17 protein-coding genes are annotated in these 18,625 nt (G+C 74.1%); 10 read left to right on the top strand and 7 right to left on the bottom strand.

Annotated features, from left to right (window positions below; all coding sequences use genetic code 11):
• Positions 1-81 precede the first annotated feature (81 nt).
• The gene (locus tag ACZ4NB_RS01200; RefSeq protein WP_467657494.1) at positions 82-2,469 is read right to left on the bottom strand and encodes an ATP-binding cassette domain-containing protein; all 2,388 of its coding nucleotides are present in this window, start codon (positions 2,467-2,469) and stop codon (positions 82-84) included.
• A gap of 147 nt (positions 2,470-2,616) precedes the next feature.
• Here ACZ4NB_RS01200 and ACZ4NB_RS01195 point away from each other — a divergent pair, with 147 nt between their 5' ends.
• Positions 2,617-3,045 (top strand): helix-turn-helix transcriptional regulator, encoded by a 429-nt coding sequence (locus tag ACZ4NB_RS01195; RefSeq protein ID WP_467657492.1) that lies wholly within the window; start codon positions 2,617-2,619, stop codon positions 3,043-3,045.
• Positions 3,046-3,055: 10 nt separating this feature from the next.
• Positions 3,056-3,472 carry a VOC family protein gene (locus ACZ4NB_RS01190; RefSeq protein ID WP_467657491.1) on the top strand — a complete coding sequence of 139 codons (417 nt, stop codon included), beginning with the start codon at positions 3,056-3,058 and terminating at the stop codon, positions 3,470-3,472.
• Positions 3,473-3,523: 51 nt separating this feature from the next.
• Here the strand turns inward: ACZ4NB_RS01190 and ACZ4NB_RS01185 are convergent, their stop codons facing one another.
• Positions 3,524-4,189 carry a class I SAM-dependent methyltransferase gene (locus tag ACZ4NB_RS01185; protein WP_467657490.1) on the bottom strand — a complete coding sequence of 222 codons (666 nt, stop codon included), beginning with the start codon at positions 4,187-4,189 and terminating at the stop codon, positions 3,524-3,526.
• A gap of 217 nt (positions 4,190-4,406) precedes the next feature.
• Between ACZ4NB_RS01185 and ACZ4NB_RS01180 the strand changes: the two genes are divergently transcribed.
• The 3 genes from ACZ4NB_RS01180 to ACZ4NB_RS01170 are packed head-to-tail and all read left to right on the top strand — an operon-like array spanning position 4,407 to position 7,341.
• A complete protein-coding gene (locus tag ACZ4NB_RS01180) occupies positions 4,407-5,471 on the top strand; it encodes an ABC transporter substrate-binding protein (protein WP_467657488.1) in 1,065 nt (354 codons plus the stop codon).
• Positions 5,472-5,479: 8 nt separating this feature from the next.
• Complete coding sequence (locus ACZ4NB_RS01175) at positions 5,480-6,556, top strand: FecCD family ABC transporter permease (RefSeq protein ID WP_467657747.1); 1,077 nt, start codon at positions 5,480-5,482, stop codon at positions 6,554-6,556.
• Positions 6,553-7,341, top strand: a complete 789-nt coding sequence (locus ACZ4NB_RS01170) for an ABC transporter ATP-binding protein (protein WP_467657487.1) — start codon at positions 6,553-6,555, stop codon at positions 7,339-7,341. The genes ACZ4NB_RS01175 and ACZ4NB_RS01170 overlap by 4 nt, the downstream gene beginning before the upstream one ends.
• Before the next feature lie 51 nt (positions 7,342-7,392).
• Here ACZ4NB_RS01170 and ACZ4NB_RS01165 read toward each other — a convergent pair whose 3' ends face one another.
• Together ACZ4NB_RS01165 and ACZ4NB_RS01160 are read right to left on the bottom strand one after the other, a co-directional pair.
• Complete coding sequence (locus tag ACZ4NB_RS01165) at positions 7,393-8,346, bottom strand: L-tyrosine/L-tryptophan isonitrile synthase family protein (protein ID WP_467657486.1); 954 nt, start codon at positions 8,344-8,346, stop codon at positions 7,393-7,395.
• Entirely contained in the window at positions 8,340-9,605 is a 1,266-nt protein-coding gene (locus tag ACZ4NB_RS01160) for a cytochrome P450 family protein (RefSeq protein ID WP_467657485.1), read from the bottom strand. Before ACZ4NB_RS01160 ends, ACZ4NB_RS01165 begins: the two co-directional genes overlap by 7 nt.
• 279 nt (positions 9,606-9,884) lie before the next feature.
• Here ACZ4NB_RS01160 and ACZ4NB_RS01155 point away from each other — a divergent pair, with 279 nt between their 5' ends.
• From ACZ4NB_RS01155 to ACZ4NB_RS01145, 3 genes are all read left to right on the top strand, one after another.
• The gene (locus tag ACZ4NB_RS01155; protein WP_467657484.1) at positions 9,885-10,166 is read left to right on the top strand and encodes a hypothetical protein; all 282 of its coding nucleotides are present in this window, start codon (positions 9,885-9,887) and stop codon (positions 10,164-10,166) included.
• A 110-nt stretch (positions 10,167-10,276) separates the two neighbouring features.
• The gene (locus tag ACZ4NB_RS01150) at positions 10,277-12,604 is read left to right on the top strand and encodes a heavy metal translocating P-type ATPase (RefSeq protein WP_467657746.1); all 2,328 of its coding nucleotides are present in this window, start codon (positions 10,277-10,279) and stop codon (positions 12,602-12,604) included.
• Positions 12,601-13,071 (top strand): copper chaperone PCu(A)C, encoded by a 471-nt coding sequence (locus ACZ4NB_RS01145; RefSeq protein WP_467657483.1) that lies wholly within the window; start codon positions 12,601-12,603, stop codon positions 13,069-13,071. Before ACZ4NB_RS01150 ends, ACZ4NB_RS01145 begins: the two co-directional genes overlap by 4 nt.
• Positions 13,072-13,165: 94 nt before the next feature.
• On the opposite strand, the gene ACZ4NB_RS01140 is transcribed toward ACZ4NB_RS01145, so the two are convergent.
• Positions 13,166-13,759: a sigma-70 family RNA polymerase sigma factor gene (locus ACZ4NB_RS01140; protein WP_467657482.1), complete on the bottom strand. Its 594-nt coding sequence runs from the start codon at positions 13,757-13,759 to the stop codon at positions 13,166-13,168.
• A 49-nt stretch (positions 13,760-13,808) separates the two neighbouring features.
• On the opposite strand from ACZ4NB_RS01140, the gene ACZ4NB_RS01135 reads away from it, so the two are divergent.
• The gene (locus ACZ4NB_RS01135; protein ID WP_467657480.1) at positions 13,809-14,099 is read left to right on the top strand and encodes a zf-HC2 domain-containing protein; all 291 of its coding nucleotides are present in this window, start codon (positions 13,809-13,811) and stop codon (positions 14,097-14,099) included.
• Between the two features lie 220 nt (positions 14,100-14,319).
• Here ACZ4NB_RS01135 and ACZ4NB_RS01130 read toward each other — a convergent pair whose 3' ends face one another.
• Together ACZ4NB_RS01130 and ACZ4NB_RS01125 are read right to left on the bottom strand one after the other, a co-directional pair.
• Positions 14,320-15,093 carry a PE-PGRS family protein gene (locus tag ACZ4NB_RS01130; RefSeq protein WP_467657479.1) on the bottom strand — a complete coding sequence of 258 codons (774 nt, stop codon included), beginning with the start codon at positions 15,091-15,093 and terminating at the stop codon, positions 14,320-14,322.
• Between the two features lie 274 nt (positions 15,094-15,367).
• Positions 15,368-16,714 (bottom strand): hypothetical protein, encoded by a 1,347-nt coding sequence (locus ACZ4NB_RS01125; protein WP_467657478.1) that lies wholly within the window; start codon positions 16,712-16,714, stop codon positions 15,368-15,370.
• A 433-nt stretch (positions 16,715-17,147) separates the two neighbouring features.
• Between ACZ4NB_RS01125 and ACZ4NB_RS01120 the strand changes: the two genes are divergently transcribed.
• The gene (locus tag ACZ4NB_RS01120; RefSeq protein WP_467657476.1) at positions 17,148-18,512 is read left to right on the top strand and encodes a tetratricopeptide repeat protein; all 1,365 of its coding nucleotides are present in this window, start codon (positions 17,148-17,150) and stop codon (positions 18,510-18,512) included.
• Positions 18,513-18,625: the final 113 nt, after the last annotated feature.

Below are 18,625 nucleotides of genomic sequence, written 5' to 3'. Positions count from 1 at the left end.
CGGCCACCGGGTCGTGACCGGTGACCGCCGCCTGTGTACCGGATGGCGGAACCCCTCCCACGGGCGCCGCACGGGCCCCGGTCAGGCGCCGACGTAGGCCGCGAGGTGCTCGCCGGTGAGGGTGGAGCGGGCGGCGACGAGGTCGGCCGGGGTGCCCTCGAAGACGACCGTGCCGCCGTCGTGGCCGGCGCCGGGGCCGAGGTCGATGATCCAGTCGGCGTGCGCCATGACCGCCTGGTGGTGCTCGATGACGATGACCGACTTGCCGGCGTCGACGAGCCCGTCGAGCAGCCCGAGCAGCTGCTCGACATCGGCGAGGTGCAGCCCGGCGGTCGGCTCGTCGAGGACGTAGACACCGCCCTTCTCGGCCATGTGGGTGGCCAGCTTGAGCCGCTGCCGCTCGCCGCCGGACAGCGTGGTCAGCGGCTGGCCGATGGTGAGGTAGCCGAGCCCGACATCGGCCAGCCGCCGCAGGATCCGGTGGGCGGCCGGTGTGTGCGCCGCGCCGTCGCCGAAGAACTCCTCGGCCTCGGTCACCGACATTGCCAGCACCTCGCTGATGTCGCGGCCGCCGAGGTGGTGGTCGAGCACCGACGCCTGGAACCGCTTGCCCTCGCAGTCCTCGCAGGGGCTGGCGACGCCGGCCATCATCGCCAGGTCGGTGTAGACCACGCCCGCGCCGTTGCACGTGGGGCAGGCGCCCTCGGAGTTGGCGCTGAACAGCGCCGGCTTCACGCCGTTGGCCTTCGCGAACGCCTTGCGGATCGGGTCGAGGAGCCCGGTGTACGTCGCCGGGTTGCTGCGCCGCGAACCGCGGATCGGGGCCTGGTCGACCGACACCACACCGCGGTCGGCCGGGATCGACCCGTGCAGCAGCGAGCTCTTGCCGGAGCCCGCGACGCCGGTGACGACGGTGAGCACCCCGAGCGGGATGTCGACGTCCACATCGCGCAGGTTGTTCGCCGTCGCGCCGTGGATCCGCAGGGAGCCGGTGGGCTTGCGCACCGACTCCTTGAGGGCGGCCCGGTCGTCGAAGTGGCGGCCGGTGACCGTGCCGCCGGCCCGCAGCCCCTCGACGGTGCCCTCGAAGCAGACGGTGCCGCCCGCAGCGCCGGCGCCGGGGCCGAGGTCGACGATGTGGTCGGCGATCGCGATCACCTCGGGCTTGTGCTCCACGACGAGCACCGTGTTGCCCTTGTCCCGCAGCCGCAGCAGCAAGGCGTTCATCCGCTGGATGTCATGCGGGTGCAGGCCCGACGTGGGTTCGTCGAAGACGTAGGTGACGTCGGTGAGCGAGGAGCCGAGGTGCCGGATCATCTTGACGCGCTGCGCCTCGCCGCCCGACAGCGTGCCCGCGGGCCGGTCGAGCGCGAGATAGCCGAGCCCGATCTCCACGAACGAGTCGAGGGTCTGCCGGAGCGCGGTGAGCAGCGGCGCCACCGAGGGCTCCTTGAGGCCCCGGACCCATTCGGCCAGGTCCCTGATCTCCATCGCGCAGGCGTCCGCGATGCTGATGCGCTTGATCTTCGACGACCGGGCCCCCTCGCTCAGCCGGGTGCCGTCGCAGTCGGGGCAGGTGGTGAAGGTGACCGCGCGGTCGACGAACTCCCGGATGTGCGGCTGCATCGCCTCCCTGTCCTTGGACAGCATCGACTTCTGGACCCGGGGGACCAGCCCCTCGTAGGTCATGTTGATGCCCGCGATCTTCATCCTGGTCGGCTCGCGGTGCAGGAGGTCGTGCAGCTCCTTCTCGGTGAACCTGCGAATCGGCTTGTCCGGGTCGAAGAAGCCCGACTCGATGTAGAGCCGGGAGTTCCAGCCGCCCCCGGTGTAGCCGGGGATCGTGAACGCGCCCTCGTTGAGCGACTTGGCGTCGTCGTACAGCTGCGCCAGGTCGATGTCGGTGACCGAGCCCCGGCCCTCGCAGCCCGTGCACATCCCGCCGGTGCGCTCATAGGTCGCCTTCACCGCCTTCTTGGCGCCGCGCTCGACGGTGATCGCACCGCTCGCCCGGACCGAGGCGGTGTTGAAGGAGTACGCGCTGGGCGGGCCGATGTGGGGCTTGCCGAGCCGGCTGAAGAGGATGCGCAGCATCGCGTTGGCGTCGGTGGCGGTGCCGACCGTCGAGCGGGGGTCGCCGCCCATCCGCTGCTGGTCGACGGAGATGGCGGTGGTCAGCCCGTCGAGGACGTCCACCTCGGGCCGCGCCGTGGTCGGCATGAAGCCCTGCACGAAGGCGCTGTAGGTCTCGTTGATCAGCCGCTGCGACTCCGCGGCGATCGTGTCGAACACCAGCGAGCTCTTGCCCGAGCCGGAGACACCGGTGAACACCGTCAGCCGCCGCTTGGGGATCTCGATGCTGACGTCCTTGAGGTTGTTCTCGCGGGCACCGTGCACGCGGATCATCTCGTGGCTGTCGGCGATATGCGGCGCGGACGACCGGGTGTCCGTCCTCTTGGCCATGGTCATCGTCTCTCTCTGTCGTGGGCGGTCGGTGGAGCCGTTGTGACCCGGCCACGCGCGCGCACGGCCATGACGGTCAGGCTAATTCGGCATACGTGATCGACGCTTCTCGATTCCTGATCGGTCCGGCCGGCCCTGTGGGAAAATCGGCGGATGAAACGGCAGGACCTCGACGACCTCGTCCGGCTGCGGCGGGCCCGCGACCGGATGGACCGCGACTACGCCGAGCCGCTCGACGTCCCGGCGCTGGCGCGCGGCGCCCTGATGTCGGCGGGCCACTTCTCCCGCAGCTTCCGCGCCGCCTTCGGCGAGACGCCCTACAGCTACCTGATGACCCGCCGCATCGAGCGGGCCAAGGCGCTGCTGCGGCGCGGCGACCTCACGGTGACCGAGGTCTGCTTCGCGGTCGGCTGTACGTCGCTGGGGTCCTTCAGCTCCCGCTTCACCCAGCTGGTCGGGGAGAGCCCGAGCGCCTACCGCGCCCGGAGCCATGATCACAGCGCGGCCATCCCGGCCTGTATCGCCAAGATCCACACGAGACCGGTCAGGAACGGAGAAGCGCCTCCCGCGGCCGGGCCGTAGCGTGAGCGGCATGGACATCACCCTTTCCCAGTGCTTCATCGCCGTCGACGACCATGACAAGGCGATCCCCTTCTACCGGGATGTGCTCGGCCTTGAGGTACGCAATGACGTCGGGTTCGAGGGGATGCGCTGGGTGACCGTCGGGGCGCCCGCGCAGCCGGACGTGAACATCGTCCTGGAACCGCCGCTCGCCGACCCGAACGCCTCACCGGCCGACAAGCAGGCCATGGCGGAGCTGATGGCCAAGGGCCTGCTGCGCGGCGTCATCTTCGCGACCAAGGACTGCGACGCCACCTTCGAGCGGATCAGCGCCGCGGGCGGCGAGGTGCTCCAGGAGCCGATGGACCAGCCCTACGGCGTCCGCGACTGCGCCTTCCGCGACCCCGCCGGCAACCTCCTGCGCTTCACCCAGCCGCTGCGGAAGTGAGCCCTCGGCGGGCCCCGCGGGCAAGGCCGCGCGCCCGACGCGGGGCGCCGGTCACCGGGGCCGGGCCTGGGTGACCCGCCACAGGCGGCGGGGCAGATCGCCCTCGTCGAAGGCGTGGACCTCTTCCAGGGTCCAGTCCTCGGCGAGGGCGTCGACGAGGTCGCGGCCGAAGAAGTGCACGGCGAAGCCGCCGTGCTCGTAGACGTCGTCGCCGTGGGCGGTGCCGGTGCCGTAGTGGGCGTCGCCGGTGTGGCGGACGGTGTAGACGAAGACGCCGCCGGGCCGCAGCACCCGGCGGACCTCGTCGACCAGCCCGTGGATCTCCTCGGTGGACAGCGCCATGCACAGCAGCATGTGCGCGAAGACCGCGTCCACGGTGGCGTCGGGCAGCGGCAGCGGCTCGCGTACGTCGTGCACCGCGGTGGTCACCCGCTCGTCGACGTGCTGTGCGCGGGCGGCGGCCCGGAGCTGCTCCAGTCCGTGCGCGCTGAAGTCGGTGGCCTGGACGGTGAAGCCCTCGCGGGCGAAGAACAGGGCGTCGCGGCCCTGCCCGGCCCCCAGCTCCAGCACATCGCGCGCACCGGCCGCGCGGAACACCGCGGCGGCGTGGACGGCGGGCGCGGAGGGCTGCTCGCCGTACATGCCGGGGTGGGCGGTGTAGGTGCTCTGCCAGTGCCGGAGCTGCCCGGCGGCCAGCTCCTGCCCGTTGTCGCTCACGTCGTACGCCTTCCTCGTTCCCGGCCGGTGCCGGACTCGCCGGACAGCCTAGGGCGCTTCGGACGGATCGCCGGGGAGGAAGGAGCGGCGTCCGGGAACCGTCCCCGTGCCCCCGCCGACTACCTGTGCCGGGTCGTGTCCGCGGCCCGCCGGCCGGCATCCGCGGCCGGGTGGACGGCCGGGGGAACCGGCTGGTGACGGGTAGGAGAGAAACACCATGCGTCGTGGGAAGCTGTGCGGTCTGGCGGTGGTCGTCGCGCTGGTCGCCACCGCGTGCGGCGGCGAGGGCGCGGACACCGGCGGGGAGGCAACCGGACGCGGCGGCCCGGGTTTTCCGGTGCGGGTCGCCGACTGCAAGGGCGCGACGACCACCTTCTCGTCCGCCCCGCGCAAGATCGTCACCAGTAACGCCGCAGCGCTGGAGATACTGCTGCGGCTCGGCGCGGGCGACCGGGTCGTCGGGACCGGCTTCCCGCCCGGCAAGGGCGCCCTGCCCGGCGAACTCGGGGCGCAGGCCCGGAAGGTGCCGGTGCTGGGCAAGCACATCATCCCCAAGGAGAAGCTGCTCGGGTCGGGCGCCGACCTCTATGTCGACGCCTTCGCCTCGATGAACAACATGGGCGGCGCGGGCGACGCCCCGAGCGCCGAGGAGTTCCGGGCGGCGGGCATCAAGCACATCTACCTCGCCTCCACCGCCTGCGCCCCGATGTCCGGGAAGCCGCAGCGGGATCTGTCCGGGGTGGAGGGCGACATCAAGCGGCTGGGCGCGGTGACCGGCACGTCCCGGAAGGCGGACGAACTCGTGCGCGGCATGCGGGCGAAGCTCGCCGAGGTGCACAAGGCCGTGGGCGACCTCCCGCCCGGCAAGCGGCCGACGTACTTCTTCTTCGACTTCGACGCCGGCACCAAGCAGCCGATGGCCGTCTGCCGCAACCAGGTCGCCAACGCGGTGATCGGCCAGGCCGGGGCGCGCAATGTCTTCGAGGGCTGTGACGGGGACTTCAAGCCGGTCTCCTGGGAGGACGTGGTCGCCAAGAACCCGGACTTCATCCAGCTCGGGGTCCGCAACCGCGGCGATGCGGCGGCCACGAAGAAGGCGTTCGACCAGGCCGAGGCGTTCTTGAAGAGCTTCCCCGCCACCAAGGGGCTCGCGGCCGTGCGCAACGGGCGTCTGCTGCGGATCGGCTCGGAGCGTACGACGATCGCCGGCGTCGGCAATGCCGACACCGTCGAGGAGATCGCGCACACCGTCCACCCGGCACGGTTCACGGCGGAGCGGTAGTGGCACCCGTGCTCGACGGCCCGCCCGGACAGCGGCAGTCGCCCGGCCCGTCCGGGCGGCGCACCCCGCGCGCCGGGCTGCTCGCCCTGACGCTGGGCCTGGCGCTGGCGGCGGCGCTGACGGCCGCGGTCTCGCTCGGCGCCACCGACATCGCGCCGGCACACGTGTGGTCGGTGGTGCTGCGCCGGCTGGGCGGCGGGTCGCCCCGGCCGGGCACCGACGACCTGATCGTGTGGCAACTGCGCGTCCCCCGCGCCCTGTTGGCGGCGCTGGTGGGCGCCGGACTGGGCCTGGTGGGGACGGCGACCCAGGCGCTGGTGCGCAATCCGCTGGCGGACCCGTATCTGCTGGGCATCTCCAACGGCGCCTCGCTCGGCGCGGTCGCCGCGATCGTGCTGGGGGCGAGCGCCGGCGGGGTGCTGGGACTGGGGCTGTCGGCGGCCGCGTTCGCCGGTGCGCTGGGCGCCTTCGCGCTGGTGTGGTGGATGGCGCGGCGCGGTGGCGGGTTCTCACCGCTGCGGCTGGTGCTGGCCGGGGTGGGGATCGGGCAGTTCCTGTCCGGGTTCACCAGCTATCTGGTGCTGCAGGCCGGCGATGAGCAGCAGACCCGCAGCGTGCTGTTCTGGCTGATGGGGAGCCTGAGCGGGGCGACCTGGAGCGTGCTGTGGCCGCCGGCGGCCGCGGTCGCCGCCGGGCTGCTGGCGCTCCAGGCGCGGGCCCGCCCGATGAACGCGCTCGTCATGGGCGACGAGACCGCGGCCGGGGTGGGCGTGGACGTCACCCGGCTGCGCCGGGAACTGTTCGTGGTGACCAGCCTGCTGACCGGCGTCCTGGTCGCGGTCTCCGGGGCGATCGCCTTCGTGGGGCTGATGGTGCCGCATCTGTGCCGGATGGTCGTCGGCGGCGACCACCGCCGGCTGCTGCCGCTGTCCGCGCTCACCGGGGCCCTGCTGCTGGTGGTCGTGGACATCGTGTGCCGTACGGCCATGGACACCCAGGAGCTGCCGGTGGGCGTGGTGACGGCGATGATCGGCGCGCCCGCGCTGCTGTTCATCCTGGACCGGCGGATGGCGGTGGGCCGGTGAACGTCGAGATCGAGGATCTGCACGTCGGCTACGCGGGCCGCGATGTGGTCGCCGGGGTCCGTCTGATGGCCGCGGCCGGGGAGATCGCCGGGCTGGTCGGGCCCAACGGCAGCGGCAAGTCCACCGTGCTGCGGACCGTCTACCGCCATCTGCGGCCCACCGCGGGACGGGTACTGCTGGCCGGGACCGACCTCGGCGCGCTGTCGGCCGGGCGGACCGCGCGGCATATCGCCGCGCTGCCGCAGGAGCGCGGCAGCGACTTCGAGCTGACCGTGCGCGAGGTGGTGGCGATGGGCCGGACGCCCTACAAGCGGGCGTTCGCGGGCGAGGACCACACCGACCGGGAGACCGTGGCGGCCGCCCTGGCCGCCGTGGGCCTGGCCGGGCAGGGCGCCCGCCGGTTCTCCGCACTGTCCGGCGGGGAGCGCCAACGCGCCCTGCTGGCACGGGCGTTCGCCCAGGACCCGGACGTACTGGTGCTGGACGAGCCCACCAACCACCTCGACGTCCGGCACCAGGTCGAACTGCTCGCGCTGCTGCGCGCACAGCGCCGTACGACGCTGATCTCGCTGCACGATCTGAACGCCGCGGCGTCGCTGTGCGACCGGCTGCATGTGCTGCACGGCGGGCGGGTGGTGGCCTCCGGCACGCCCCGCGAGGTGCTGACGCCGGAGCTGCTGGCCGAGGTGTTCGGGGTGCGCGCCGCGGTGGCCGAACACCCGCTCACCGGCGACCCGTTGATCGCCTTCGACCACCGCGAGCCGCTGCCCGCCGGCGACGGATGAGGGGCGCCGGGCGGGCTCGACGAGGGTGCGGGGTTCTGGGGCCCCGCATCCTCACCCCGCCACGAAGTGGCTCGGCCGCCCCTCGCGCAGCACCGGCCGGCCGAGCCGCTCGGCCTCCGCCCGGTGCATCAACTCCCGGCGGCCGTCGGCGTGTTCGAGCACGCAGGAGTGCCACGGCGTCAGCCACACATCGGGCGATTCGAGCAATCGGATCCCGAACTTGGCCGAGCCCCGAGGCTGCGGATGGATCGAGAGCCGGACGGCCTCCGGGTGGTGTACGGCGACCAGCTCGCCCCAGGCACGGCTGCGCCGCATCACGCCGTACGCCCGCCGGCGGCAGTCGCGCTGGAGCGCCGAACGGGTACCGGGGAAGTGGGCGGTGTCCTCGAACAGGAAGCGGGTGATGCCCTGGTACAGCCGTCGGGCCGGCTCGTCGCCGCGGGTCAGCGACCGCAGTTCCGCCAGGGACGGGGCGTGCTGCTCCTCGACCAGCCGGCGCTTGTCGCCGTGCGTCGGCCCGTCGCCGTACACCTGCCGCAGGTCGAAGACGTCCAGCCGGGTCAGGCCCTCGGCGCGGATCAGGGCGCGCAGCGCGTCGCTGTAGGCGTCGATGTCGCGGTCCGGCACCCCGATGAGATCGCTGAAGACATGCCCGTCCGAGCAGATGGCCACCCGCGCACCGGGCGGATACACGGCCTCGATGCGCGCGCACAGCGCGTCCAGGAAGCGCAGCGCCAGCCGTTCGCCCTCGTCGGGGAGGGGCCCCAGGACCTTGGCGGGGTTGGGCGACTTGCAGGGGAAGCCGGGCAGGGTGAACAGGATCGGCTCGCCCGCCGCCACCGGAGCGGCGAGCTGCCGCAGCTGGGCGGGGAAGCCGTCGGGGGAGTCGCCGTGGGTGGCGTCCAGCGTGCGCCGGTACGGCAGCAGCGTGGCGAGCACCGCCGCGCAGACGGCCTGCTGGTCGGCGGGCGCGCCGGTGTGCGGTCGGGTGGGGCTGGTCAGCACGCGGAGACCGCCCCGCCGGACACCGGACAGCCGCCGGCCGCGCCGTAGGCGACCGGCAGCCGCTCGACCCCGCGCGCCAGCACCGCGGGTATCCACCGCAGTTCGCCGTCCGCGACGGCCAGGCGGAGGTCCGGCAGCCGCCGCAGCAGCGCGCCCAGGGCGATCTGGAGTTCGAGCCGGGCGAGTGCGGCACCGGGGCAGAAGTGGATGCCGTGGCCGAAGGCGAGGTGCGGGTTGGGGGAGCGGTCGAAGTCGAGGGTGTCCGCGTCGGCGAACCGCTCGGGGTCGCGGTTGGCCGCGCACAACGACACGATCACCGAGTCGCCCGCCGGGATCCGGGTTCCGTGCAGCTCGGCGTCCTCGGCGAAGAACCGCCAGGTCGTCAGCTCGAAGGCGCTGTCGTACCGCAGGAGTTCCTCGACGGCGCGGGGCAGCAGCTCCGGGCGGCCGGCCAGCTCGGCCAGGCGCTCGGGGTGCCGCAGCAGGGCCACCAGGGCCGTGCTGATCTGGTGGGTGACCGGCTCCTGGCCCGCGACCAGCAGCTGGAAGATCATCGAGTCCAGCTCCTCCTGGCCGATCCCGCCGGCGTCGCGGGCGGCCACCAGCCGGGAGAGCAGGTCCTCGCCGGGCTCACGGCGCTTGTGGACGACCAGATCGGCGATGTACTGCTGCAGTCCGCGCAGCCGCGCCTCGTAGGCGGGACGGCCCGGATCCTCGGGCCCCACGGGCTGGACCACCTTCCCCCAGTCCCGGTCGAAGCGGTCGGAGAACTCCTCGGGCAGGCCGATGACATGGGCGAGCACCTGGAAGGGGAAGTGCGCGGCGAAGACCTCGACGAGATCGGCCGCGCCGCGCTCCGGAAGCCGGTCGAGCAGCGCCTCGGCCATCGCCCGGAAGCGGGGTTCGAGCGCCGCCACCCGCTGCGGGGCGAAGGCGTCGGTGATCAGTCGGCGCAGCGCGGTGTGCCGGGGCGGGTCCTGATGGAGCAGATGCACCTGCAACTGGGAGTGCTGGGGCTCGGGCATGATCGAGGCGCGGGCCCGCCAGGCCGCGTTGCCGCGCGAGTGGTGCTTGCCCAGCCGGGCGTCGGTCAGCGCCTGGTGCGCGGCCTCGTACCCGGTGACGAGCCAGGCGCACACCCCGCTGGGGAAGCGCACCCGGTGGACCGGACCGCGCGCCCGCAGCTCGGCGTACAGGGGATAGGGATCCCGGGTGTACTCCGCTCCGTACAGCGGGACGGGATCGGGCAACGTGGACATGGCGTCCTCCTCAACGGCGCTGGTTTGCGACAACCGCACCCGCACGGCACGGCGTGGGAGAGGTCGGGCGCGGGGTGCGCCGAGTTCCCGCGATCCGCGAGGAATTCGGCGGATGACGGACGGAGGGCGACCTACGGGCGGTGAAGCGGCGCGCCGGCCAAACCCAGGTAGTCGGTCCGCGACACCCCCGGGTTCCGGCCGGCGAACGGGACGAACCTCACGCACCGACGGGCCCCCGAACGGCCGCTCCGCACCGCTCGCGGCTGCCACCATGACGCGATGTCCACCTCTCCGGCCGACCGCAGTCGGCCCGCACTCCCTTCGGCCGTGGGGCGGCTGCTGCCCGCACGGCCGGTCATCGGATTCATCGCCCTGCTGGCGGTGCTCTTCGCACTGTCGTACGCCGCCGGTGCCCTCGCCGGCCCGGTGGCACCGGGCCTGCACCCGGCCGGCGGCACCCGCCCGCCCGGCACCGCGCCCGCCGACGACGGGGACATGGGCGGGATGCACGGCATGGGCGCCGGGGCACCCCGCCCGGTGCCGGTGGGAGCCCCCCGATGACGGGGCGGCCGGTGCGGCCCGCGCCCCGGTCGGCCGGCGACCGGACACCGCCCGGCACGGGGAGCGGCGGCCAACTGCCCGACCGCACCACCACCCTCACCATCGGCGGGATGACCTGCGCCGCTTGCGTGGGGCGGGTCGAGAAGAAGCTCGGCCGGCTGGACGGCGTCGCCGCCTCGGTGAACCTGGCCACCGGACGGGCCACGGTCAGCCACCCCGCGGCCCTCCCCGTCGGCGAACTGATCAGCACCGTCGAGGCGGCCGGATTCACCGCGCGGCTGCCCGAGCCGGTCGCCCCGGAGCCGGGCGACGAGGACCGGCCGCCGTCCGCCGGGCGCCCCGACGACGCGGACGACGACCACGCCACCCGCGCCGAGCGCCGCCGGCTGCTGCTGACCGCTCTGCTCTCGCTGCCCGTGCTGGCCCTGTCGATGGTGCCCGGCTGGCAGTTCCGCAACTGGCAGTGGCTGTGCTTCGTGCTCGCCGCACCCGTCGCCGTATGGGGCGCCGCGCCCTTCCACGCACGGGCGCTGCGCGGCCTGCGGCACGGGGCGGCGACGATGGACACCCTGGTCTCCCTCGGCGTCGTCGCGTCCTTCGCCTGGTCCGGCTATGCGCTGTTCCTCGGGGGAGCCGGCGCGCCCGGTATGACGATGCCGTTCAGCCTGCTGCCCACGGCGGGCGACGGCAGCGCGCACCTCTATCTGGAAGCCGCCGTCGGCGTACCGCTGTTCGTGCTGGCCGGGCGCCGGATGGAGGCCAGGGCCCGGCGCGGCACCGGCTCCGCACTGCGCGCGCTGGCCGAACTCGCCGTCAAGGACGTCACCGTACGGGCGCCCGGCGGCGAGCCGGGGCGCCCCGCGCAGGAGGGGGACGGGCAGTGGCGCAGCGTTCCGGTGGACCGGCTGCGCTCCGGTGACCGCTTCCTGGTGCGCCCCGGCGAGCGGGTCGCCACCGACGGCACCGTCGTCGAGGGCAACTCCGCCCTGGACCTGTCCCTGATCACCGGGGAGAGCCGCCCGGTCGAGGTCGGCGCGGGCTCGGCCGTCGTCGGCGGCGCGGTCAACTCGGGCGGCCTGCTGGAGGTACGGGCCGACGCGGTCGGCGCCGACACCCAACTCGCCCGGATCACCCGGCTCGTCGAGGACGCCCAGACCGGCAAGACCCACATCCAGCGGCTCGCCGACGCGGTGGCGGCCGTCTTCGTCCCCGCCGTACTGACCGTGTCGGTCAGCGTCCTGGGCTTCTGGCTCGGCGCCGGAGCCGATCCGCAGGCCGCGATCACCGCCGCGGTCGCCGTCCTCGTCGTGGCCTGCCCGTGCGCCCTGGGGCTGGCCACCCCGACCGCGCTGCTGGCCGCCACCGGCCGCGGCGCCCAGCTCGGGATCCTGGTCCGCGGCCCGCAGGCGCTGGAGCGGCTGCGCCGGATCGACACCGTGGTCCTCGACAAGACCGGCACCCTGACCACCGGGCGGATGAGCGTCACCGACCTCACCGCCCGCGACGACGGCCTCGGCGCCGCCACCGCGCTGCGCCTGGCCGCCGCCGTGGAGCAGGGCTCCGAGCACCCGCTGGGCCGCGCGATCACCGCCCACGCCCGCGCCGGCCGGCAGCAGGGCGAGCAACCCCTCCCCGCGGTAGGCGACTTCAGCGCCACACCCGGGTACGGCGTGTCCGGCACGGCCGACGGGCGCCGGGTGGAGGTCGTCCGCCCCGGCGATCTCACCGGACTGCCGAAGCCCCTCCCGGACGCGGTGCGGGCGGCCGAGACCGCCGGCCACACCCCGGTGCTGGTCGTCGTCGACGGCACACCGGAGGCCGTCCTCGCCGTCGGCGACGCGCTGCGCCCCGACTGCTACCGCGCCGTGGACCATCTGCGGCGCCTGGGCCTGCGGCCCGTCCTGGCCACCGGCGACCGCGCCGCCACCGCCCGCGCGGTGGCCGACCGGCTCGCCCTCACCGAGATCCACGCCGAGGCCCGCCCCGAGGACAAGGCCGCCCTCGTCACGGCGCTGAAGGAGCAGGGCGGTCGGGTCGCCGTCGTCGGCGACGGCGTCAACGACGCGGCGGCCCTGGCGCTCGCCGACCTCGGCATCGCCATGGGCGGCGGCACCGACGCGGCGATCGGCGCCGCCGATGTCACCCTCGTCCGCGAGGACCTCCAGGCCATCGCCGACGCGGTACGCCTCGCCCGCCGCACCCTGGCGACCATCCGCGCCAACCTCGTCTGGGCCTTCGGCTACAACCTCCTCACCGTGCCGCTCGCCGCCGTCGGCCTGCTCAACCCGATGCTGGCGGCCGCCGCGATGTCCGCCAGCTCCCTGCTGGTCGTGGGCAACAGCCTGCGGCTGCGCGCCTGGCAGCCGGGCGGCGGCGCACGCAGGCCGGCCCGTCGGCCCGAACGCGCCCGCACCCCAGCCCCTGGAGGGATCGCATGAACCGACTGCCCGTAGCGGCCGTCGCCGTACCGCTGCTCACCTGCCTGGCGACCCTCGGCACGCTCACGGTGTGGACCGCGACCGGCAACGCCGGGACCCCCGCGCGGCTGAGCGTCGCCGAGGGCCGGGTGCTGGTCCCCACCGGCTCCGAGGCCACCGCCGCGTTCTTCACCGTCCGCAACACCGGCGGCGCGGACGACGTCCTGACGGGCGTCACCGGACCCACCGGGCACCGGACGATGCTCAGCCGCACCGTCGACATCGGCCACAACGCCCGGCGCATGGCGATGGTCCGGGCCGCCACCGTCCCGGCCGGCGGCACACTGCGGATGACGCCGACGGAACTGGACATCATGGTCAGCCCGCCGCCGGCGCTCGTACCCGGCGACCGGCTCACCTTCACCCTCCACTTCCGCGACAGCCCGCCGCGGACCGTACGGGCCCTGGCGGTGCGTCCCGGCGAGTGACGCCCGGTGAAGGACGCGGGAGGGAAAGCAGGGGGCTCATGGACGAGCGGCAGCGCCGTCCATGAGCCCCCTTCGCCGCACCGGGCGCGGACCGTCAGGCCACCGCGCCCGCGAGCGCGCGCGGCCGGTCGGCCGCCTCCGGCCGCTCCGCCTCCGCCAGCAGCGCCACCAGCGTCTCCCGGGCGCGCGCCACCCGGGACCGTACGGTCCCCACGGGAGTGCCCATCACCCCGGCGGCCGCCGCGTACGGCAGCCCCAGCAGCTGGGTGAGGACGAACGCCTCCCGCCGCCGCGGCGCCAGCGCCGCCAGCAGCTCGGACAGCGCGACGCCCTCGTCGAAGCCCGGCACCCCGCGCGGCTGCACCCGCTCCGCCGCCGACTGCCAGTCGTCGGTCGCGGCCAGCCGCGGCCGGACCGCATGGGACCGGATCCGATCCGCCACCACCCGCCGGGCGATGGTCAGCAGCCAGGTACGTGCCGAGGACCGGCCCTCGAACCGCGGCAGGCTGCGCAACGCCCGTACGTAGGTGTCCTGCACCAGGTCGTCGGTCGCCTGCGGATCGCCGCTCAGATGCGTCACATAGCGCCGCACATCGAGCTGGGTGGCCCGTACGAACTGCTCCACGGCCCGCTCGTCACCGGTCCGGGCGGCCAGCGCCCACCCGGTCACCGCCTCGTCATCGCGCATATCGCGACCGCCCCTCACCGCACCGCGGCGCTTCGGGGAGGATGGACCCATGCACTGCTCGCGCATCCGTACGGCCCTCTCCGCCCGCCTCGACGGGGAGGAGGCGCCACCCGGCGTCACTCCCGCCGGGCTCGCCGCGCACCTCGCCGACTGCCGCGACTGCCGGCAGTGGGAAGCGCGGGCTCGGGTCCTGACGGCGCGTCTCGACCGCGCCGCGGACCGCACCGAGGACGACCCGGCGGCCGTCGACGCGCTGCTCGCCGGTCTGCGCCCGGTGTCCGCGGATCCGGCGCCGGTACGACCCGGTGCGGTGGACACGGACGGCGGACGGGCCGGCTGAGCGGGCGGTGCGCGGGCGTCCGCGCCCGCTGACCGATGTGCCGGCGTCGGACACCGGCAGCGGCGCCACCGGCATCCGGACAGGATTCATCATCTGGAGTCCTTCGCATGATCCGGTCGCCGCGCACGGGCGGCGACCGGTGAAATCGGAGCCGGGACCCGGGCGCGCGCTCAGCGCTCAGCGCCCGTCCGCCCCTCGGCTCGGGAATTCGACCGTGCTGTCAGCCGACAGCCGGCTCATACGGCGGACCCCGCAGCGACATCGCATGGGCCAGCAGCAGCTTCTGCACCGGGCGCCGCGGCTCCTGCCGGGCGGCGCGCACGGCGGGCGGCGCCTTCGGCAGCACCCCGCGCAGGACGAGTACCAGCGGGGCGAACAGCCAGGACGACACGCTCCGCACGAGCCGGAACGCCGCCCGCTCACCGCCCCACAGCCACCACGCGCTGAGCAGCGCGACCAGCAGGTGGGCCGCCAGCATGCCGGTGGCACCGCCGTGCATCCCGGCCGTCTGACCGGACGGATCCAGGTGCGGCAGCTGACCGGCGTGCTCCGCCGGGGACATCCCCGGCATCCCGGAGGCGCCGTGCGTCCCATGCACGGCGGCCATCTGCCGCTGCATCAGCTGCGTCATCTGCGCGGTGGCGCCGTCGGAGAGCCGCATGCCCTGCGCGCCGCACATCCAGGAGTCCGCCCACTGCCGCGCGAGCGACAGCGGCTCGCCGCCCCCGCCGGAGCGGGCCACCGCCTGGCCGAACGAGAAGGCGCTGTGCAGGGCCGCCTGGGTGCCGACGGTCAGCAACCCGACCAGCAGCGGGCCGCGTTCCCGGCCCGCGAAGCACCAGGCGCCGGCCGCGGTTCCCACACCGGCCGAGAGCAGCATCCACGCGGGCACCGCGGCATCCGACATCACCGCGTGTCCCAGCGCAGCGAGCAGCACACACACCGCGGCGAACACCGCGGCCCGTAGCCCCCTGAGAACCTGCCCCGCATCCATGACAGGCCCATCGTCGCACCCCGCCTCCGGCGCGGATCACCAGGGGCCCGGAGGCCGGGCGTACGTTTGGGTGAAGCCGGTGGCGAGGCGGGTGAGCCGAGGTTAGAAGTCGGCGCCCGAACACACGTATAGATGCTGTGACAGACCCTTTTGACGTGGCGATGCTGATGCTTGCCCGCTCAGAGCCTGTTTCTGACCTGACGTGCGACGGCGCGGCCGCGGAGCCGACGACCGTGCGCCCGTGTCCATGGGGGGGGAGAGGCCCACGGCGGTGTCACCGCGGCATCGCGCGCAGACGCTCGCGGAAGGCTCTGACGCGGGGATGCCTCTGATAGGGGGCGAGCCGCTGGACGAGACGGGGGAGCGTGCCGTGCACGGACCCCGTGGCGAGCTGCTGGTAGTGCCGCAGCGCGTGGAAGCAGTGCTCGACGGCCGCCTCCACCTCGTGCGTGCCCAGCAGGATCTGCGCGAGCTGGGCGTGCAGCAGCGTACGGGCCTTGTGGTGGTCGGCCGGTCGGCCGGCCAGGGAGCGGGCCAGTTCGGCCGCCGCGCCGTTGTGGTCGCCCAGCCGCGCGAGCACCTCGGCCCGCTGGTAGCGCAGGGCGGTCTCGGGATAGCTGGTGAAGGGGCCCTCCGGGCCCGTGGCCAGGGTGAGCTGGCGTTCCGCCGCCACGAGATCCCTGGCCGCCGGGCGGTGCCCGCCGGCGCCGGCGAGCACGACGGCCCGACCGGCGTGCAGGAAGGCGCGGGTCGCGTGGGGCACGGCGGTGCCGGCGACGCCGAGTGCCGCCTCGCCGAGCTCGACGGCCTGGCGGTGGTCGCCCAGCCGGTGCGCCTGCACGCTCAGACAGCGCAGGGTGATCGCGTAGGCGCCGCGGTCCGCGGCCGCATGGGCGAGGGAGAGGGCGACGTTGTAGTAGTGCAGCGCGAGGGCGGTGTGCCCGACGTCGGACGTCATGGCGGCGAGCAGCAGCGTCAGATGGGCCGCGCCGGTGAGCAGGCAGGAGCGGACCGCCGGATCGGCGGGTGCGGTCAGCAGCGGCACCACGTCGTCGGCCAGGTACAGCGCCAGTGCGGGCCGGCCGTGGGCGCCGCCGTATCTCTCCCCCATCAGCGCGCTGTAGGACGCCGTGGTCGTCAGCCGTGCCGCGTCCGCCGAGGTCGCCTGCCGCCCGCCGTCGCTGGTCCCCACGACCGGCGGCGGGCTCGTGTCCCAGCCGCGGAGCACGGGTGGCGGGGCGGAGACGACCGAGCGGGCCAGCGGCGCCCGGCGGGTGGGGTCGGCGTCCGCCCGGCACAGCGCGGCCAGCCGCCGCACCGGATCGTCGCTGCGCAGCACGGCCGCCACCGTGTCACCGCCCGCACCCGGCTCGTCGAACCCGGTGTCGGCGGGCGTCAGCCGCCGGCCGACCCGGCGGCTCAGCGCCTGCCCCACCAGCTCGTCGGCCGGGGACCGGGGGCGCGATCCGTTGAGCCAGTGAGCCACTGAGGTCCGGTCGTAGCGCAGGGTCAGGCCGTGGGCCGTGCCCAGGAGGTTGACGGCGCGGGCGAGATCGCCGGCGGACCAGTCGGCTTCGGCCAGCAGAGCGGCCAGCAGACGATTCGGCCGCCGGCCCTTCATGATCCGTCTTTCATGATCCGTCGTCCTTCTCCGAGTCTACGGGCCGGCCCTTACGCACCGCGACGAGGCGCGGGGACTTTCAACACGTTCACGGACCCACCGCAGGCCCGACGTTCCCATCCGACCGGATTCATGGTTCCGTTAAGAGGCGGACGTCGGCTAGGCCCGAGGTTCTGGAAGGCGGATTTCCGGACACTGGCCGGCTCGCGCGCCGGTGAATTCTGCGCCGAATGCGTTGCGGAGGTCCGCACCAGGACCCTCACGCACAACTGCAACACCAGGCGCGGTATATGGCACCTCCAGAAACCTTTCGGCAGCAGTATTCCCGCAGTTCCTCCCCCTGCTTCACTCGCGGCCCATCCGCGGAATTGGCCAGGAACGAGCGGCCCACCCCCCTTGGCCGTCCGGTCGACTCTCCGCCCGGGAGCGAAAAGTGCCGCAGACACGACGCCGCAACGAAACCCTGCGGGCCCTGCTGGCGGAGGCCCGCTGGACCCAGGCCGCGCTCGCCCGGTCGGTCAACGCGCTCGCCGCGGAAATCGACCTGGACCTGAACTACGACCGCACGGCCGTCTCCCATTGGCTGAGCGGTACGCGGCCGGCTCCGCCGGTGCCCGAACTGATAGCGGAAGCGCTGACCCGGCGTCTCGGCCGGTCCGTCTCCCCGAGTGCGGCAGGACTCGGCTGCGCCCCTTCCGGGCCGCCGGGCGGGCGGCTGCCCGACCATGTCTCACCGGCCGAATCGGCGCTCACCGATCTGTGCAGCATGGAGAACGACCCCGCCCGCCGGGTGTCCGCGCGACTCCAGCCGTACCGGGAATCGGACCTCGCGGGCGCGCAGACCGCACCCCGGTCCTTGACGATGCGCGCAAGGGTGCGGCGGGAGGAGCACGAGGACGAACTCGCCGTCGTCCGGCTCGCGGTGCGCTTCTACGCGGCGTCCTTCGACGCGTACGGCGGCCGGCGGGCCCGCTCGACCCTGGCCACCTACCTGGCGGACGACATCGTTCCCCGGCTGCGGGAGACGACGGACCAGGACACGCACCGCGGCCTGCTGGTGGAGACCTCCCGGCTCACCTTTCTGCTCGCGCGGATGTACCAGGACGCGGCCGTCCACGGACTCGCCCAACGCCACTTCCACACCGCCCTGCGACTCGCCGCCGAGTCCGGGGACGCCACCGCCTGGGCCGTCGTCCTGCGGGGGCTGAGCGCCCAGGGACTCGCACTGGGCCACCGGCGGATGGCGCTGCGGGCCGCCGAGGCCGCCGCGTCCACCGCCGTCGCGCCGGGCGGCGGTACCCGGGCGTTCCTGCTGTCCCAACTCGCGGTCGCCCAGGCTGCCAGCGGTCTGCGCCATGCGGCGCTCACCTCCCTGGGCACGGCCGAGCGCGCGGCCGACTCGGGCGCGCGGCGCGGGGGCGCGCCGGGCCCGTTCCACACCTACGCACCCGCGGCGCTGGAGTTCCAGAGCGCCGAGGTCTTCCGGCATCTGGGAGATCTGCCGGCCGCGCAGGCGGCCATGCACCGCTCCCTGGCGCGGCGTTCGGGCGACGACCACCGAGGGCTGGCGCTGAGCCATGCCGGGCACGCCGAGATCCTGGTCGGTCTCGGCCATGTGGAGGAGGCATGCGCCGCCTGGGGTTCCTTTCTCGATCAGTACGTCCATGTGCGGTCGGGTGCGGCGGATCTCGCGGTGAGCCGGCTACGGCAACTCCTCGCCCCCTTTCGCCCGCTCCCCGCGGTGACCGCGATTCTGCACCGGACATCGGCCCTGACATCTGTTTATCCCAGGCCCTGAACCATTCGACCAGCTGTGCGCTTTCACGCCTTTCAACATCTTTGTGTATCGCGGCATCGCCATCCCCGCCAAAGTTCGCTGTTCAATCAAGGGGAGGTCACCGCGGAATGGAA

The sequence above is a fragment of the Streptomyces sp. NPDC026575 genome, assembly GCF_055567415.1.
This window is presented reverse-complemented; position numbering and strand designations above follow the sequence as displayed.

Bases quoted from the DNA above. Each gene is read 5' to 3' on its own strand.
- ACZ4NB_RS01200 (WP_467657494.1), bottom strand. From the start codon at position 2,469: ATGACCATGGCCAAGAGGACGGACACCCGGTCGTCCGCGCCGCATATC.
- ACZ4NB_RS01195 (WP_467657492.1), top strand. From the start codon at position 2,617: ATGAAACGGCAGGACCTCGACGACCTCGTCCGGCTGCGGCGGGCCCGC.
- ACZ4NB_RS01190 (WP_467657491.1), top strand. From the start codon at position 3,056: ATGGACATCACCCTTTCCCAGTGCTTCATCGCCGTCGACGACCATGAC.
- ACZ4NB_RS01180 (WP_467657488.1), top strand. From the start codon at position 4,407: ATGCGTCGTGGGAAGCTGTGCGGTCTGGCGGTGGTCGTCGCGCTGGTC.
- ACZ4NB_RS01160 (WP_467657485.1), bottom strand. From the start codon at position 9,605: ATGTCCACGTTGCCCGATCCCGTCCCGCTGTACGGAGCGGAGTACACC.
- ACZ4NB_RS01155 (WP_467657484.1), top strand. From the start codon at position 9,885: ATGTCCACCTCTCCGGCCGACCGCAGTCGGCCCGCACTCCCTTCGGCC.
- ACZ4NB_RS01150 (WP_467657746.1), top strand. From the start codon at position 10,277: ATGACCTGCGCCGCTTGCGTGGGGCGGGTCGAGAAGAAGCTCGGCCGG.
- ACZ4NB_RS01145 (WP_467657483.1), top strand. From the start codon at position 12,601: ATGAACCGACTGCCCGTAGCGGCCGTCGCCGTACCGCTGCTCACCTGC.
- ACZ4NB_RS01140 (WP_467657482.1), bottom strand. From the start codon at position 13,759: ATGCGCGATGACGAGGCGGTGACCGGGTGGGCGCTGGCCGCCCGGACC.
- ACZ4NB_RS01135 (WP_467657480.1), top strand. From the start codon at position 13,809: ATGCACTGCTCGCGCATCCGTACGGCCCTCTCCGCCCGCCTCGACGGG.
- ACZ4NB_RS01130 (WP_467657479.1), bottom strand. From the start codon at position 15,093: ATGGATGCGGGGCAGGTTCTCAGGGGGCTACGGGCCGCGGTGTTCGCC.
- ACZ4NB_RS01125 (WP_467657478.1), bottom strand. From the start codon at position 16,714: ATGAAGGGCCGGCGGCCGAATCGTCTGCTGGCCGCTCTGCTGGCCGAA.